Here is a 16,349-nt window from a genome sequence, read left to right on the forward strand (position 1 = left end):
GGTTCGCGAACCTCGAAAGTTCGCCCCCAACCGAGGTCGGCCAATTGCACCCACACCCGCACGCCAGCCCCAACGCCGCCAGCCCTGCAGCGCCGCATGCGCCGCATGCGCCGCCTTGGGACGTGCTGGTGGTGGGCGGCGGCATCAACGGCGTGGGCATTTGCCGCGACTTGGCCGGGCGGGGCTGGAAGGTGCTGCTGGCCGAGGCCTCGGACCTGGCGGCGCAGACCTCCTCATCCTCCACCAAGCTCATCCACGGGGGCTTGCGTTACTTGGAGCATTACGAGTTCGCCCTGGTGCGCAAGGCCTTGCAGGAGCGCGAGGTGCTGCTCAAAAGCGCCCCGCACCTGATGTGGCCGCTGCGCTTTGTGCTGCCGCACGACCCCAGCATGCGCCCGGCGTGGATGATCCGCGCGGGCCTCTTCCTCTACGACCACCTGGCGCGGCGCGAGGTGCTGCCGGGCTCCCGCAGCGTGGTGCTGGCGGGCTCGGCGCTGGGCCAGCCGCTCAAGCCCAGCTACCGGCGCGGCTTTGTGTACTCCGACGGCTGGGTGGACGACGCCCGCCTGGTGCTGGCCAACGCCATGGATGCGCTCGAGCGCGGCGCCGAGCTGCTCACGCGCAGCCCCGTCACCGCCGTGCAGCGCCAAACCGCGGCCCAGGGCGGCGGCTGGCTGGCCACGCTGCAGACCCCGCAAGGCCCACGCCAGGTGCATGCGCGCGCGCTGGTCAATGCCGCAGGCCCCTGGGCCGAGAGCTTTTTGCGCGAGGTGGCACGGCCCGCGCAGGGCGAGGCCCTGGCCACCAAGCACCTGCGCCTGGTCAAAGGCAGCCACATCGTGGTGCCGCGCCGCTTCACGCACGACCACGCCTACATCTTCCAAAACCCCGACAAGCGCATCATCTTCGCCATCCCCTACGAGCAGCGCTTCACCCTGATTGGCACCACCGATGTGGAACTGGCCCCGGCGGCACTGGCCGGGCTGAACCGCGCGGCCATTGATGAGCAGGAGATTGCCTACCTGTGCGAGCAGGCCAGCCGCTACTTCGCCCAGCCCCTGCAGCGCGAGGAGGTGTGCTGGAGCTACGCCGGTGTGCGCCCGCTGCTGGACGATGTCTCGGGCGACCCCTCGGCCGTCACGCGCGACTACCTGCTGGAAACCCATGCCGACGGCGCCCCGCTGCTGACGGTGTGGGGCGGCAAGATCACCACCTATCGCAAGCTGGCCGAAGAAGCCGCCGACAAACTCAGCGCCCTGCTGGGCCAAGCCCGTGCACCCTGGACCCTGGGCGCCCACCTGCCCGGCGGCGACCTGCGTGAGTGGATAGGCCCGCCCGAGCGGCCCGACCGCGACTTTGAACGCCTGCAAAACGCCGTGCAGCGCCGCCATGGTTGGCTCCCCCCGGCCCTGACACAGCGCCTGTGCCGCGCCTACGGTGCGCGCGTGGAGCGCGTGCTGGGCCAGGCAGGCAGCGCCCGCGCGCTGGGTGCCGAGGTGGCGCCGGGGCTTTACGAAGCCGAGCTGCAGCACCTGCAGCGCGAGGAATGGGCCTTCAGCGCCGAGGACGTGCTGTGGCGCCGCTCCAAGCTCGGCCTGCACTACAGCGCTGAGCAGCGCCAGGCCGTGGCCGATTGGCTGGCCCAGAACCCCGCTTGAAGCCAGGAGACCCGCGACCATGCAACTCAGCCTGCAAGCCCTCAGCCACCGGGTGGGTGCGGCCCAGCACCTCTACCCGCTGGACCTGACGCTGCAAGCCGGGGCCGTGAGCGTGCTGTTGGGTGCCACCCAGGCGGGCAAGACCACGCTCATGCGCCTCATGGCCGGGCTGGACAAACCCAGCGCCGGGCGTGTGCTGGTGGACGGGCAAGACGTCACCGGCCTGCCCGTGCGCCAGCGCAATGTCGCCATGGTCTACCAGCAGTTCATCAACTACCCGTCCATGACGGTGCGCGACAACATTGCCTCGCCGCTGAAGCTGCACCGCACCAGCGCGGGCGGCCTGCCGCGCGGCTTGAGCATCGACCAACAGGTGGACGCGCTGGCCCAGAAGCTGCACATCGAGATGCACCTCGACAAGCTGCCCGCCCAGCTCTCGGGCGGCCAGCAACAGCGCGTGGCCCTGGCGCGCGCGCTGGCCAAAGGCGCACCCCTGATGCTGCTGGACGAGCCGCTGGTGAACCTGGACTACAAGCTGCGCGAAGAGCTGCGCGAGGAACTCAGCCAGCTCTTTGCCAGTGGCGACGCCACCGTGGTCTACGCCACCACCGAGCCCGCCGAAGCCCTGCAGCTGGGCGGCTACACCGCCGTGATGGACGCGGGCGAGCTGCTGCAGTACGGCCCCACGGCCGAGGTCTACCACCGCCCGGCCTCGCTGCGCGTGGCACGCGCCTTCAGCGACCCGCCCATGAACCTGCTGCCCGCTCTGGGCCAAGGCCAGGGCCTGCGCCTGAACTCCGGCCTGGTGCTGGCGCTGGGCCAGGCCCTGCCCCAGGCGCTGCAAGGGCCGCTGACCCTGGGCCTGCGCGCCCACGCCCTGCGGCTTGAGGGCGGCGGCGCGGGCGAGCTGGCCTTGCAAGGGCGCGTGGAGCTGGCCGAGATTTCGGGCTCCGACACCTTTGTGCACGTGCACTGCGCCGAGGGCGAGCTGGTGGCCCAGCTCAGCGGCGTGCACCACTTCGAGCTGGGTGCGGCGCTGAGCCTCTACGCCGACATTGCCCAAGCCTATGTGTTTGACGCCCACGGCGCGCTGCTGCTGGCGCCGCAACGCCGCGGAGGCTGAAGAGATGGCCTGCATCGACCTGGACCTGGCCCACGCCTACCGCCCCAAGCCCCAAAGCGAGGCCGACTACGCCCTGCTGCCGCTGAAGATGCGCTTTGAAGACGGCGGCGCCTACGCGCTGCTGGGCCCCTCGGGCTGCGGCAAGACCACGCTGCTGAACCTCATCTCCGGCTTGCTGCAGCCCTCGCAGGGGTCGGTGAGTTTTGATGGGCGCGACGTCACCGCGCAGTCGCCCCAGCAGCGCAACATCGCCCAGGTGTTCCAGTTCCCGGTCATCTACGACACCATGAGCGTGGCCGAGAACCTGGCCTTCCCGCTCAAGAACCGGGGCCTCACACGAGCGCGCATCCAAGCCCGCGTGGGGCAGATTGCCGAGATGCTGGAGCTCAGCGCCCAGCTCGACCAGCGCACCGCCGGGCTCACGGCCGATGCCAAGCAAAAAATCTCGCTGGGGCGCGGCCTGGTGCGCGAAGACGTGTCAGCCGTGCTGTTTGACGAGCCGCTCACCGTCATTGACCCGCACCTGAAGTGGCAGCTGCGGCGCAAGCTCAAGCAAATTCACCACGAGCTCAAGCTCACGCTCATCTACGTCACCCACGACCAGGTGGAGGCCCTGACGTTTGCCGACCAAACCGTGGTCATGTCGCGCGGCCGCGCGGTGCAAATGGGCACGGCCCACGCCCTCTTCGAGCAGCCCCAGCATGTGTTTGTGGGCCACTTCATCGGCTCGCCGGGCATGAATTTTTTGCCCGCCCGCTGCCCCCAGCCCGGCGTGCTGGCGCTGGCCGACCAAGAACTGCCCCTGCCGCCCCACGCCCCGCAGCAGCTGCTGCAAGCGGCGGGCGACTTCACCCTGGGCGTGCGCCCGGAGTATGTGCGCGTGAGCCCCAGCGCCCAGCCCGAGGCGCTGCGCGCGCAGGTGCTGCAGGTGCAAGACATTGGCACCTACTGGCTCTTGAGCGCCCGCGCGGGCGGGCAAACGCTCAAGGTGCGGCTGCCCGCGCAAAGCCAGCCGCCCGCGCCGGGCAGCGCCGTCTGGCTGCAGGTGCTGGGCCCCCACACCTGCTTTTACGGGCGCGACGAGCGCCTCATCAGCACCGCCGAGGCCCCCAGCACATGAGCACCAAACCCCTCAACCAAAAAGCCTGGTTTCTGGTGCTGCCGGTGTTCATCTGCGTGGCCTTCTCGGCCATCCTGCCGCTGATGACGGTGGTGAACTACTCGGTACAAGACATCATCTCGCCCGAGCGCCGCGTCTTCGTGGGCGTGGAGTGGTTTGCCGCCGTCATGCGCGACGAAGAGCTGCACGGCGCGCTGCTGCGCCAGCTGGGCTTTTCGGGCGCGGTGCTGGCGGTCGAAATTCCCCTGGGCATTGCCCTGGCCCTGTCCATGCCCGCCCAGGGCTGGAAGGCCTCGGCCGTGCTGGTGCTGGTGGCGCTGTCGCTGCTCATCCCCTGGAACGTGGTGGGCACCATCTGGCAAATCTACGGCCGCGCCGACATCGGCCTCCTGGGCGCCACGCTGCAGGCGCTGGGGGTGGACTACAACTACACCGGCAACGCCACCGACGCCTGGCTCACCGTGCTGGTGATGGATGTCTGGCACTGGACACCGCTGGTGGCACTGCTGTGCTTTGCGGGCCTGCGCTCCATTCCCGACGCCTACTACCAGGCCGCGCGCATTGACGGCGCCAGCAAGTTCGCCGTGTTCCGCTACATCCAGCTGCCCAAGCTGCGCGGCGTGCTCATGATTGCCGTGCTGCTGCGCTTCATGGACAGCTTCATGATCTACACCGAGCCCTTTGTGCTCACCGGCGGCGGCCCGGGCAATGCCACCACCTTTCTGAGCCAGTACCTGACGCAAAAAGCCGTGGGCCAGTTCGACCTGGGCCCGGCCGCCGCCTTCTCGCTGATTTACTTCCTCATCATCCTGCTGCTGTGCTTCATCCTCTACAACTGGATGCAGGCCCTGGGCAGCACCGACAGCGAGGCCCAGCATGGATGACCGCCGCTTCAAAAAGCGAACCCTCTTCCTGATCGCCTACCTGGTCTTTACGCTGCTGCCCATCTACTGGATGGTGAACATGAGCTTCAAGACCAACCAGGAAATCCTCTCGAGCTTCAGCTTCTTCCCCCAGCACCCCAGCTGGGACAACTACAAGACCATCTTCACCGACCCGTCCTGGTACTCGGGCTATATCAACAGCCTGATTTACGTGGCCATCAACACCGTCATCTCCGTCAGCGTGGCCCTGCCCGCGGCCTATGCCTTCAGCCGCTACAGCTTTTTGGGTGACAAGCATGTGTTCTTCTGGCTGCTGACCAACCGCATGACGCCGCCCGCGGTTTTTCTGCTGCCCTTCTTCCAGCTCTACACCACGCTGGGGCTGATGGACACGCACATCGCCGTGGCGCTGGCCCACCTGCTCTTCAACGTGCCACTGGCGGTGTGGATTCTGGAAGGCTTTATGAGCGGCATTCCGCGCGAAATCGACGAGACCGCCTACATCGACGGCTACAGCTTCCCGCGCTTTTTCCTCACCGTGTTTTTGCCGCTCATCAAAGCCGGGGTGGGCGTGGCGGCCTTCTTCTGCTTCATGTTCAGCTGGGTGGAGCTGCTGCTGGCGCGCACGCTCACCAGCGTCAACGCCAAGCCCATCGTCGCCACCATGACGCGCACCGTCAGCGCCTCGGGCATGGACTGGGCTACGCTGGCCGCCGCAGGCACGCTGACCATCGTGCCCGGCGCCATCGTGATTTGGTTTGTGCGGCACTACATCGCCAAGGGCTTTGCCATGGGGCGGGTATGACCCCACCTAGCGCCTGCCCGATGGTGTGCATTGGAGGAGTGAGGCATGTTTGACTGGATGGTTTGGACCACACCGGTGGCCGTGTTCTTCAGCGGCATCGCTCTGCTGCTCATAGGCATGACGGTGTGGGAGCTCAAGTCCCCCACCACGCTGCGCAAAGGTTTTTTGCCGCTCAAGACCACGCGCGGCGACCGGCTCTTCATCGGCTTGCTGGCGGCGGCCTACCTCAACCTGGCTTTTGTGGGCCTGGCCGGGCGCATGGCCGAGTGGCTCGCGCTGCAGAGCGAGCCCAGCGTGTGGTTCAGTTTCGCCGCGTCAGTGGCGCTCTTGGTGTTGATCATGCGAAAGGGCTGAAGCCCCGCTGCGGGCGGGCCCGTCTGCCTGATCCGGCCCTCCATTCCCCGGGGCCTTGTTGCGCTGTTCGGGGGGATATCTTGGTTCAATCAAGGAGACGAACGTGCAAGTCAGGAAAAGCAAATTCACCGCCGTTGCCAGCGCAGCCCTGCTGCTGAGCTTGGGCGTGGCGCACAGCGCCTGGGCGGGCGAGGCCGAGGCCAAGAAATGGATCGACGCCGAGTTCCAGCCCAGCACGCTGAGCAAAGAGCAGCAAATGGCCGAGCTGAAGTGGTTCATCGAGGCCGCCAAAAAGCTCAAGGCCCGCGGCGTGAAGGAAGTGGCCGTGGTGTCCGAAACCATCACCACCCACGAGTACGAAGCCAAAACCCTGGCCCGGGCCTTTGAGGACATCACCGGCATCAAGGTCAAGCACGACCTGATTCAGGAAGGCGACGTGGTCGAGAAGCTGCAGACCTCCATGCAGTCGGGCAAGAGCATTTACGACGGCTGGATCTCCGATTCCGACCTCATCGGCACCCACTACCGCTACGGCAAGGTCATGAACCTCACCGACTACATGGCCGGTGCGGGCAAGGAATTCACCAACCCGGGGCTGGACCTCAAGGACTTCATCGGCACCAGCTTCACCACCGCACCCGATGGCAAGCTCTACCAACTGCCTGACCAACAGTTCGCCAACCTCTATTGGTTCCGCGCCGACCTGTTCGAGCGCAAAGACCTGAAGGACAAGTTCAAAGCCAAGTACGGCTACGAGCTGGGCGTGCCGCTGAACTGGAGCGCCTACGAAGACATTGCCGAGTTCTTCACCAACGACGTGAAGCAAATCGACGGCAAGCCCATCTACGGCCACATGGACTACGGCAAGAAAGACCCCTCGCTGGGCTGGCGCTTCACCGACGCCTGGCTGTCCATGGCCGGTACGGCCGACAAGGGCATTCCCAACGGCATGCCGGTGGATGAGTGGGGCATACGCGTGGCAGCCGACAAGTGCACGCCCACCGGCGCCTCGGTGGCCCGCGGCGGCGCCACCAACTCGCCTGCCGCCGTCTACGCGCTGACCAAGTACGTGGACTGGATGAAGAAATACGCCCCCAAAGAAGCCACCGGCATGACCTTTGGCGAAGCCGGCCCCGTGCCCGCCCAGGGCCAGATTGCGCAGCAAATCTTCTGGTACACCGCCTTCACCGCCGACATGACCAAGCCCGGCCTGCCCGTGGTCAACGCCGACGGCACGCCCAAGTGGCGCATGGCCCCCGGCCCCAACGGCCCCTACTGGAAGCAAGGCATGCAAAACGGCTACCAGGATGTGGGCAGCTGGACCTTCTTCGCCAACCACGACGCCAACCGCACGGCCGCCGCCTGGCTCTACGCCCAGTTCATCACCGCCAAAACCACCAGCCTGAAAAAGAGCATCCAGGGCCTGACCTTCATCCGCGACAGCGACATCCGCAGCGACTACTTCACCAAAAACGCCGCCAAATACGGCGGCCTGGTCGAGTTCTACCGCAGCCCGGCGCGCGTGGCCTGGACCCCCACCGGCACCAACGTGCCCGACTACCCCAAGCTGGCCCAGCTCTGGTGGAAGAACGTGGCCCAGGCCGTGACCGGCGAGAAAACCCCGCAAGCCGCCATGGACAGCCTGGCCGAGGACATGGACCAAGTGCTGGCCCGCCTGGAACGCGCTGGCATGGCCAAGTGCGCGCCCAAGCTCAACAAGAAAGAAACCGCCGCCAAATGGCTCTCTGACAAAGGCGCCCCCTGGGCCAAACTGGCCAACGAAAAACCCAAGGGCGAAACCATTGCCTACGACAAACTGCTGGGCGCCTGGAAAGACGGCCGCGTGCGCTAAAGCCCCAGCCGCAGCACAGCCCCTACAAAGCGCCCTGAAGGATCAGGGCGCTTTTTGTTTGAGTGAGCCGTCCTTAAAATCGCGCCTTGTTTCTTGCCCAAGGCCTGTTCATGTCATTTGCTACGTTGGGCCTGTCGCCCGCCCTCATCCGCGCCGTGCGCGAACAGGGCTATCAAGCGCCCACGGCGATTCAGGCCGCCGCCATTCCCGTCATATTGCGTGGCCTCGATGTGTTGGGGCTGGCGCAGACCGGCTCCGGCAAGACTGCGGCCTTTGCCTTGCCGCTTTTGCAAAACCTGCTGCTGCAACGTGGCGCTGGCGTGCGCCAGACGCGCGCTTTGGTGCTGGTGCCAACGCGTGAATTGGCGGCGCAAATCGGCGAGGCGCTGCAGGTGCTGGCGCAGGACTTGCCAGTGCCGATCAAGGTGGTCACCGTCTACGGCGGTGTTTCCATCAACCCGCAGATGATGGCCTTGCGCGGCAACGCCGACATCGTGGTGGCCACGCCCGGGCGCCTGCTCGATCTGCTCGACCACAATGCCTTGCACCTGTCGGCCGTCAAGACGCTGGTCTTGGATGAGGCCGATCGCTTGCTCGATATGGGCTTTGCCGATGAGCTGCAAGAGGTTTTGGCGCTATGCCCCCAAGCACGCCAAAACCTGTTTTTCTCGGCCACATTTGCGCCAGCAGTGCAGGCGCTGGCCGAGGGGCTGCTGAACAACCCTGAACGCATCACGATTGCGGCCGAGCCCGAGTGCGCCGCCGCCATTCATCAGCGTTCGATTCAAGTGGATGAAAGCCGCCGCACGCCCTTGCTGCGCCATTTGCTGCAGACCGAAGGCTGGACGCGGGTGCTGGTGTTTGTGGCCAGCAAATACGCGACCGAACACGTGTCGGACAAACTCTGGAAGCAAGGCATCAATGCCGCGGCCTTGCACGGCGAATTGAGTCAGGGCGGGCGCACCAAGGTCTTGGCCGCGCTGAAGAGCTCAGAAATCCAAGTCCTGGTGGCCACCGATGTGGCGGCACGCGGCCTGGACATTCCAAACCTGCCCGTGGTGGTGAACTACGACCTGCCGCGCTCGACCGCCGACTACACCCACCGCATTGGCCGCGTGGGCCGGGCGGGCGAGCACGGCGTAGCCATCAGCTTTGTCAGCGGCCACAGCAGCAACGGAGAGGCGCACTTCCGGCTGATCGAAAAGCGCCAGGCGCAGCGGGTGGTGCGTGAGCAAATTGCCGGGTTCGAGCCCACCGATCTTGACGCCGCCCCGCCTGCCACCGGCGGCGTCAAAGGCCTGCGCAAGAGCAAGAAGGACAAGCTGCGCGAAGCGGCGGCGGCGGCAAAGGCCAAATCAGCCCTAGCCTGAGCAGCGCGGCATCGACGCCAAGCCGATGCTCTCGCCCAGCGTGGGGTGCGGGTGGATGGTTTTGCTGATGTCCACGGCGTCAGCGCCCATTTCGATGGCCAGGGCCAATGAGACCATGGCATGGATGCTGACGCGCAGATCGCGTCGCTCTACCGCAGCCACGCTGGCTGGGGCTGCACCGGCCACGGAGCCGGAAGCGCTGGCCTGTGTCGAGGGCAAATCGGTGTATGGGGAAATTGAGTAAGCAAGTGAACACAGGGGGCGCGGCTGCGCTCCCCTGTTTGCGGCATGGGCCGCAAGCACCTCCTAGAGGCGGGCGCTATGGGGAACTTACAGGCGGGTCGAGAAGGCCACTGCGACGGTGCGTGGCAGGGCCGGCGCGTATTCGCCCCAACTCTGGCTCATCACTGTCTTGTTGTTGAACAAGTTCTTGACCAAGATCACCACCTCAAAGCTCTTGTTGAGCTTGCCAAATCCCAGCGAGGCGTCCACCAGCACATTGGCCGGCACCCTGGAGTAGATGGACAAGGATCCATCCGAGAGGTAGCTGCTGGTGTAGGCCACATTGGCGCTGGAGCGCAGCACATGGTCGCTGCCAATGGGCAGGTTGTAATCGCCCCCGACATTGAAGCTGAACTTGGGGGCTCCGGCCATGGTGCGGCCACTCAAGTCTTTGCCCGCTGGCACCGCGACATTGCCTTCTTCGGCTGGGAATGCCGCGTTGGGGAACTTGGCGAACTTGGCCTCGTTGATGGCACCGGAGAAACGCAGCGTGGTGTTGGGCAGGCCGCTATAGAGGCCATCAAACTCCAGCCCATAGAGTTTGACGCGCGGCACATTGCCGGTGATGCCTGAGTAGATCGGGATGGCCTTGGGATCGGCAGCTTTCGCCTGCTCCGTGGCCTTGGTGTCAATGATGCGCACCCCTTGCTGGTAGTTGCTGACCTTGGACAGGAACACATCGGCATTGAGGATCAGTCGCCTGTTCAGCAGGGCCGACTTGAAACCGAGTTCAAAGCTATTGGTCTTCTCCGCCTCCACCGAATAGGGACTGCCGTTGAAGACCTGGGCAATGCCGGCCTTCTCGCCATGCTGGAAGGAGAAGTAGGTATTGATATCGCGGTCCAGCTTGTAGCTGGGGCTGATCAAAAGCGTCGGCTGGGTGGCTTTGTAAGGCGTGCCGTCTACCGGGTTCCAGAGCTGGCCCACGGCGTTTTTGCGGATGGTCTGAGCAAAATAGAGCTGCTTCTTCTGCTCCGGCGTGAGGGCAGACCAGCTGCTGGCATTGAAGTACTTCTTGGCCGCAAAATCGGCCTGCGCCTGACCCGTGGCCACAGCGGCAGTGTCGCGGTTGTCGGTGGTCAGGGCATAGCCGCCTGCGGGCACCAGGATGGCGCCGGCGGTACCCGCCACCACCACCCTGCCGTTGAGCACCCAGCGGTCGGCCGCGCCGTTGTTCCAGTAGGAATCAAAGCCACCGAGTTTGACGCCGTTCACGCTGGAGGGATTGAGCTCAGGCGCGCTGCCTTGGTCAATGATCTGGGTCTGGGTGGTGTTGCGGCGGTCTTCGCGGGTGACGCGGACACCGGTGGTCAATGTGAACTTGTCGCCCAAGTGCCAGTTGGCCTGAGCAAACACGGCCGCACTCTTGTTGCGAATGCTTTCCTGCCCGCCGGTACCGTTGAGGGCGCCACGCAGATTGGCCAGCGAGCTGAGCAGCAGATAACGGCCATTGCCATCGGCGTCCAGGGCCGCATATTGCGAGTCACTGGCCGAGAAAGCGCCCGCATCGTTGCCATAGCCCCGGTAGTTGGTGGCCTTATTTTTCACGCCCAGCAGGTAGATGCCGGTCTGGTAGTCCACCAAACCGCCCACCGCCGAGCTGAGCCGAACCTCCTGACTGAGCTGCTTGTAGTCGATGTAGAAGCCGCCGGAGTTGCGCCCAATGTCAAAGGGCGAGTTCTCGTCGTTGTAGGCGTTGAAGTGGTAGTCCTTGTAGGCGGTGATCGAGGTGATGCTGTGCTCGGGCAGCTTCCAGTTCAACTCGGCCGTGGCACCCCGGCTGCCGGTCACCAGTGGGCGCGCCCCGTCGCGGATGATATTGGTCTCAGCCAATTCGGGCGTGTAGGCTTTGTTGTCCTTGAACCAGCGCCTCTCATAACGCGACACCGACTGTGACACCGGCTCGCCATTCAGATAGGGCGTGGTGATGCGCTTTGGGAATACACGGCCATTGGTGGCCTCGCCAGCCCGGGGTTGCAGATCAAAAGCCAGCCTGGCGCTGAAATCAGGACTGGGGGTCAAGAGAAACTGTGCACGGCCTGAGACCCGGTCTTTGTTGGTGAAGGTCATGTCCGGATGGGCTCGGTTTCTGATATCGCCCTCGCCCCGGTTGACCGAGAAGGCAAAGCGGTAGGCCAGCAAATCGTCAATGATGGGCCCACCCACCGCGCCGGAGGCGAACAGGCCGTCGCGCTGGCGAAACTCAATCTTGTAGTCCGCCGTGGGCGTGAAAGAGGGGCGCTTGGTGGTGAAGATCACCGTGCCCACGCTGGTGTTCTTGCCCAGCAAGGTGCCCTGCGGGCCGCGGGTGACCTCCACGGAATCAATGTCCACAAAGTCAAAGCTGGAGGTCAGTGCGTTGTAGGCATAGTTGACACCGTCAACGATGATGCCCACGCTGGGATCTTGCGCCTCGGTCTGCCCGACCTTGCCGACCCCGCGAATCGAAATGCTGCTGGTGCGCTGATTGCCCAGATTCCATGACACATTGGCCGCCCGTTTGGTCAGGTCTTCAATGCCGTAGGCGCTGAGCCGGTCAATCTCAGCGCCCTGCACCACAGAGACCGACACTGGAACGTCCAGCAGTCTTTCGATGCGATTGCGGCTGCGCACTGTGATGCCCTCCAGTGCCAAGGTGCCAGCGGCCGGTGTGGCCACGCCGCTATTGCCGGCCTTGTCTTGCTCGGGGACCTTGTCTTGCTGGGGGCCCTTGTCGTCCTTGTTGGCCTGGTCCGTCGGCACCGCTTGAGTTGCAGGCACTGCTGGATTGGACTGTGCGTGGCTTGACAGGCTCAAGCAGGTGGCCAGGGCGGCGGCGGCCACCGGTCCGAGTGCTTGGGCTTGGATGGCCGGCAGGCGCAGGGCGCGCAAGGCGGCAGAAGTAGAAGAGGACTGAGCAGAGATTCGACGCACGAAGCACCCTTTTTGGTTGTCATTGGACAAATCAAATACGCCTGCATGCGGCCTGAATTGCGCATGAATTCGGAGAGGCCGAAATGCCAGCATCACCTCAGTCGTAAGCAGGAGTCGTGCCCAGAAGAAACGCGCATATGCATAGAAAGCAAAGGGCAAGAAAGTGCGGTGTTTTGCTGCCATTGGGGCCCAAACCTGCCAATGGCGTAGGCAGGCTTGCCCGCCCGCTGAGCGCGCAGCTGCTGCGCAATCGACAGCGCGCTGCGGGCTGTGTTTGAAAGCGTGCAGCGTGCGTCAAGGTTGCGGTTTTGAGGCCTTGTGCTTGGCGCGACGCGCATGGGCTGGCGGCCTACCGGCTGACGCCAGCGGGCCGTGCCTGGCTGGCCGGCATGGGCGACGCGCTCGAACAAGCGCGAGCGCGTCGCCAGGCTGCCGAGCCCCAAGCCGGCTGGGCTGCGGCGCCGCGGTCATCGGCCAAACCCTCATGAGCCGCCCCGCGCAAACCGGGCTGAGACTGATGCTCGCACGGGGGCTGATGCGCGCATGCCTGGCCCTCATGCCTAAAACACAGGCGCCCTGGGCGCAGGCCATGGCGGCCGAGCTTGAGGAGATCAGCGCCGCCGGGTCGGCCTGCAGCTTCGCCCTGGGTTGCCTGGGCCTAGCGCTGAAGCTGCGCCTCGGGTCGACCTAGGGATCCTCTGCATTAATCGCCCCCAGTCATGCGAGGCGTCGTCAGAGGCGAGTTGATCAAGATTTCTGCTTCATCGGCAGCGGCATTTGCCACATTTCGATGCGCATGAACCGCTGCGGCGGCCCCTTGGCAGTTTGCAGGCGCACTCATGCCTGCACCCCACCCAATTGGCGGCGCACCATCCACAGGTTGGACAGCGCAAACAGCGCGTGCAACTGCGCCGTGTTCTTGACCAGTCCGCGGTAGCGCACCTTTACATGCCCAAACTGGCGCTTGATCACCCGAAACGGGTGCTCCACCTTGTGACCTGCTCCCTCCCAGCCCTCCAGGCCCGCAAAGTCCCGAAACAGCGCCATGTCGTGCAGCGCCTCTTCTATCGCCGGGTCACTCAGGTTGAACCACTGCTGCATGAAATGAACCCGCAGCATCACCTCCACCGCAAACGGTGGCCGACCGCGCCGACCTTCGGGCATGTACGGGCTGATCAACGCCACCAGCTCATTCCATGGCACCACGCGATCCATCTCTTCGAGAAACACACGCCGGCGCGTGCGCTTGCTCGATTGCCCCAGGCCCAGACTCGTTTGCTTCATGCCCTCCATCGTCTCAGCGACTCAGCACGCGCGGTAGCTGATTTGCACGGGGTTAATGCAGAGGTTCCTTAGGTCCCAGGGTTCAATCTCCGCCGAACAGATCTCGGGTGTAAATCTTGTCGCTCACATCATCCAACTCGGGCACGCGGCGATTGGCCACGATGAGGTCGGCTTCGGCCTTGAAGCCAGTCAGGTCGCGCACCACACGCGAGCCGTAGAACTTATCATCCTTCAGCTCGGGTTCGTAGACGATGACCTCAATGCCTTTGGCCTTGATGCGCTTCATAATCCCTTGGATGCTGCTGGCCCGGAAGTTGTCGGAGCCGGCCTTCATGATCAGGCGGTGCACGCCAACAACCTTCGGCTTGCGGCGCACGATGTCCATGGCCACAAAGTCTTTGCGCGTAGTGTTGGCATTCACGATCGCCTCGATCATGTTCTGCGGCACATCGGCGTAATTGGCCAACAACTGCTTGGTGTCTTTGGGCAGGCAGTAGCCGCCATAGCCGAAGCTGGGGTTGTTGTAGTGGCTGCCAATGCGCGGATCCAGGCACACGCCGTCGATGATCTGGCGCGTATCCAGTCCGTGTGTGGCAGCGTAGGTATCCAGCTCGTTGAAGTAGGCCACGCGCATGGCCAAGTAGGTGTTGGCAAAGAGCTTGATCGCCTCGGCCTCCGTAGAGCCGGTAAGCTGGATCGGCACGCCCTGCTTGACGGCGCCTTCAGCCAGCAAGCGCGCAAAGGACTCGCCCCTGGCGCTTTGCTCGCCCACCACAATGCGAGAGGGATGCAGGTTGTCGTAGAGCGCCCGGCCCTCGCGCAGAAATTCTGGCGAGAACACGATGTTCTGCGTGTTGAGCTTCTGGCACAAGCCTGCAGTAAAGCCCACCGGCACCGTGGACTTGATGACCATCAAGGCATTCGAGTTGATGGCAAGCACATCACGCGCCACCGCCTCCACCGACTTGGTGTTGAAGTAATTGGTCTCGGGGTCGTAGTCGGTGGGCGTGGCAATCACCACGTAGTCTGCCCCCCGATACGCACGCTCCTTATCGAGCGTGAAGCGCAGGCTCAAGGCCTTGTTTCTCAAAAATTCTTGGATCTCAACATCGTGGATGGGGCTGATCTTGTCGTTCAGCATGTCCACCTTGGCCTGGTCAATGTCCAAGGCCACCACCTCGTTGTGCTGGGCCAGCAGCACCGAGATTGAAAGGCCAACATAACCTGTGCCTGCTACTGCGATTTTCATTTTTCCTCACCTGATTTGACGCTATATAAATTATTGGCTTTACCTGAGTGGTAGCACCGTAGACGCTGAGCGGGATCAGATCGCCTTAGCAGTTGATCAACCAGTCCCTGTAGCCAATGTCACCATGCACAAAAACATGGCGGCTGTTGCCCTGCATCGACGCCAGATTGGCCAAATTGCCTGCGTAAGTCAGCGCATCTAGATTGAGGACGGGTTCATCAGACTGGGCCAGCCAGTCCAACACAAAGTTGCTGCCGATAAAGCCGGCGCCGCCAGTGACTACGATTGACATAGAAAGCTAGGCCTCATTCAATGAAGGCAAAGTCGTTGACTTCTTCGGCGACCACTTCACTTGGGCGCACAAGAAAGCGTTCAACTCGCTCAATGAAAATAACATCAGGCTTGTAGAGATCTAACAATCTCTTTGACACATTACCTGTCCAAGATAGCATTACGTCACCAAACGCACGACCTACAAAAGGCATCAGTGCAGAGCCAAAAGAATCTCTTATGAAGAGAATCTTCCGAGGGTGCAAGACTGACGCATCGACCGCATGTATCTGAGAGCCTGAATTATTCAAACCATTTGTTTGCCGCACCTTCGGGCCTCTAATCTTGGCTGTCTTCTTTGGTTCAACGCACAACGCCCCCATTTTCGAGACCAAATCCCCATGCTCCATCCGATCCGCCCAGCCCGCTCTCTCAATTTCCAATTCAAGCGCCTTGACTTCCTCTGGATAATCAGTCTCAAATAACTCCCTAAAGGCTAACCAAGCCCCGTAAGTTGACCAGTGGGTGTCCCCCTTAGGGAATGCCCCTGAATAACGAGCATCAGTGAGGGCATGGATGGGATATCGGTATCGCCTACCAAATCCTTTCCACGATCTAGATAGTGCGGCCTCTACTTCAAACAATGGCCGGGACTGCGAAATATCAAGAAATGGAGAGACCTCATCTCGGTAGATACATTCCTTGTTCGGCACAACCATTAGAAAACATCGAACCCCTGTCGATTCGATCTCATTAAGCCCATGGCCGAACCGCTCCCACCTGTCTCCAAAATCTGAACCAAGCTTGGCCTCACCTCGCATCTGCTCATGTGACCTATTGGAGTCGTTTGCGAGGAACAACCAGTCATCCTTTCCGACGATTACTTGTGCCATCGATTCTGGCGACGGAAAGACAGTTCTGACTGGGGAGTTCTGAAGATGTTTACCGCTACCAGTTGTGACCACCTCAACTCGAACGGCAGTGAGTGGATTAACTTCCAAATCTAGCGCAAATGAAAACCGTCCCCCTGAACTTCCTCCAGACTCCGATGAGTCAGGCTTGACCTCCCCTACTTTCTTGCCGTCAAGGAAGATTGAAAGCGTGGAGTCCGCACCCTCCAATGGCAACCTAGCCCACCCTGAAATCCTTTCAGCCGAATAAAACTCCAGTAAGCCAATCATAATT

At 63.1% G+C, this 16,349-nt stretch carries 14 protein-coding genes and 1 pseudogene; 9 read left to right on the forward strand and 6 right to left on the reverse strand.

What is annotated here, in order from left to right; translation table 11 throughout:
- Positions 1-44: 44 nt before the first annotated feature.
- From glpD to ACG0Z6_RS14200, 8 genes are all read left to right on the forward strand, one after another.
- Positions 45-1,658 carry a glycerol-3-phosphate dehydrogenase gene (glpD, locus tag ACG0Z6_RS14165; RefSeq protein ID WP_394462486.1) on the forward strand — a complete coding sequence of 538 codons (1,614 nt, stop codon included), beginning with the start codon at positions 45-47 and terminating at the stop codon, positions 1,656-1,658.
- Positions 1,659-1,677: 19 nt separating this feature from the next.
- A complete protein-coding gene (locus ACG0Z6_RS14170; RefSeq protein WP_394462488.1) occupies positions 1,678-2,781 on the forward strand; it encodes an ABC transporter ATP-binding protein in 1,104 nt (367 codons plus the stop codon).
- Positions 2,782-2,785: 4 nt separating this feature from the next.
- The gene (locus tag ACG0Z6_RS14175; RefSeq protein ID WP_394462876.1) at positions 2,786-3,901 is read left to right on the forward strand and encodes an ABC transporter ATP-binding protein; all 1,116 of its coding nucleotides are present in this window, start codon (positions 2,786-2,788) and stop codon (positions 3,899-3,901) included.
- Positions 3,898-4,785 carry a carbohydrate ABC transporter permease gene (locus ACG0Z6_RS14180; protein WP_394462490.1) on the forward strand — a complete coding sequence of 296 codons (888 nt, stop codon included), beginning with the start codon at positions 3,898-3,900 and terminating at the stop codon, positions 4,783-4,785. The genes ACG0Z6_RS14175 and ACG0Z6_RS14180 overlap by 4 nt, the downstream gene beginning before the upstream one ends.
- On the forward strand, positions 4,778-5,590 hold the full coding sequence (locus tag ACG0Z6_RS14185; protein WP_394462493.1) for a carbohydrate ABC transporter permease: 813 nt from the start codon (positions 4,778-4,780) through the stop codon (positions 5,588-5,590). Before ACG0Z6_RS14180 ends, ACG0Z6_RS14185 begins: the two co-directional genes overlap by 8 nt.
- 45 nt (positions 5,591-5,635) lie before the next feature.
- Positions 5,636-5,944, forward strand: a complete 309-nt coding sequence (locus ACG0Z6_RS14190; RefSeq protein ID WP_394462496.1) for a DUF2160 domain-containing protein — start codon at positions 5,636-5,638, stop codon at positions 5,942-5,944.
- Positions 5,945-6,047: 103 nt separating this feature from the next.
- Positions 6,048-7,796 (forward strand): ABC transporter substrate-binding protein, encoded by a 1,749-nt coding sequence (locus ACG0Z6_RS14195; RefSeq protein ID WP_394462498.1) that lies wholly within the window; start codon positions 6,048-6,050, stop codon positions 7,794-7,796.
- Between the two features lie 110 nt (positions 7,797-7,906).
- Positions 7,907-9,166 (forward strand): DEAD/DEAH box helicase, encoded by a 1,260-nt coding sequence (locus tag ACG0Z6_RS14200; RefSeq protein ID WP_394462500.1) that lies wholly within the window; start codon positions 7,907-7,909, stop codon positions 9,164-9,166.
- Here ACG0Z6_RS14200 and ACG0Z6_RS14205 read toward each other — a convergent pair.
- Both ACG0Z6_RS14205 and ACG0Z6_RS14210 read right to left on the reverse strand, forming a co-directional pair.
- Entirely contained in the window at positions 9,158-9,385 is a 228-nt protein-coding gene (locus ACG0Z6_RS14205; protein WP_394462886.1) for a hypothetical protein, read from the reverse strand. The genes ACG0Z6_RS14200 and ACG0Z6_RS14205 overlap by 9 nt on opposite strands.
- A 111-nt stretch (positions 9,386-9,496) precedes the next feature.
- Positions 9,497-12,319: a TonB-dependent receptor gene (locus ACG0Z6_RS14210; RefSeq protein ID WP_394462502.1), complete on the reverse strand. Its 2,823-nt coding sequence runs from the start codon at positions 12,317-12,319 to the stop codon at positions 9,497-9,499.
- Positions 12,320-12,917: 598 nt separating this feature from the next.
- Here ACG0Z6_RS14210 and ACG0Z6_RS14215 point away from each other — a divergent pair.
- Complete coding sequence (locus tag ACG0Z6_RS14215; RefSeq protein WP_394462504.1) at positions 12,918-13,052, forward strand: hypothetical protein; 135 nt, start codon at positions 12,918-12,920, stop codon at positions 13,050-13,052.
- A gap of 146 nt (positions 13,053-13,198) precedes the next feature.
- Here ACG0Z6_RS14215 and ACG0Z6_RS14220 read toward each other — a convergent pair whose 3' ends face one another.
- The 4 genes and pseudogenes from ACG0Z6_RS14220 to ACG0Z6_RS14235 form a co-directional block, all read right to left on the reverse strand.
- Complete coding sequence (locus ACG0Z6_RS14220; protein WP_394462506.1) at positions 13,199-13,645, reverse strand: transposase; 447 nt, start codon at positions 13,643-13,645, stop codon at positions 13,199-13,201.
- 82 nt (positions 13,646-13,727) lie between these two features.
- On the reverse strand, positions 13,728-14,894 hold the full coding sequence (locus ACG0Z6_RS14225) for a nucleotide sugar dehydrogenase (protein WP_394462508.1): 1,167 nt from the start codon (positions 14,892-14,894) through the stop codon (positions 13,728-13,730).
- 71 nt (positions 14,895-14,965) lie between these two features.
- A pseudogene (locus tag ACG0Z6_RS14230) lies at positions 14,966-15,186 on the reverse strand (GDP-mannose 4,6-dehydratase); the annotation flags it as partial.
- A 13-nt stretch (positions 15,187-15,199) separates the two neighbouring features.
- On the reverse strand, positions 15,200-16,345 hold the full coding sequence (locus tag ACG0Z6_RS14235) for an alginate O-acetyltransferase AlgX-related protein (protein WP_394462510.1): 1,146 nt from the start codon (positions 16,343-16,345) through the stop codon (positions 15,200-15,202).
- Between the last annotated feature and the right edge of the window lie 4 nt (positions 16,346-16,349).

The organism is Roseateles rivi, from assembly GCF_043555845.1.
Lineage (GTDB): Bacteria > Pseudomonadota > Gammaproteobacteria > Burkholderiales > Burkholderiaceae_C > Roseateles > Roseateles rivi.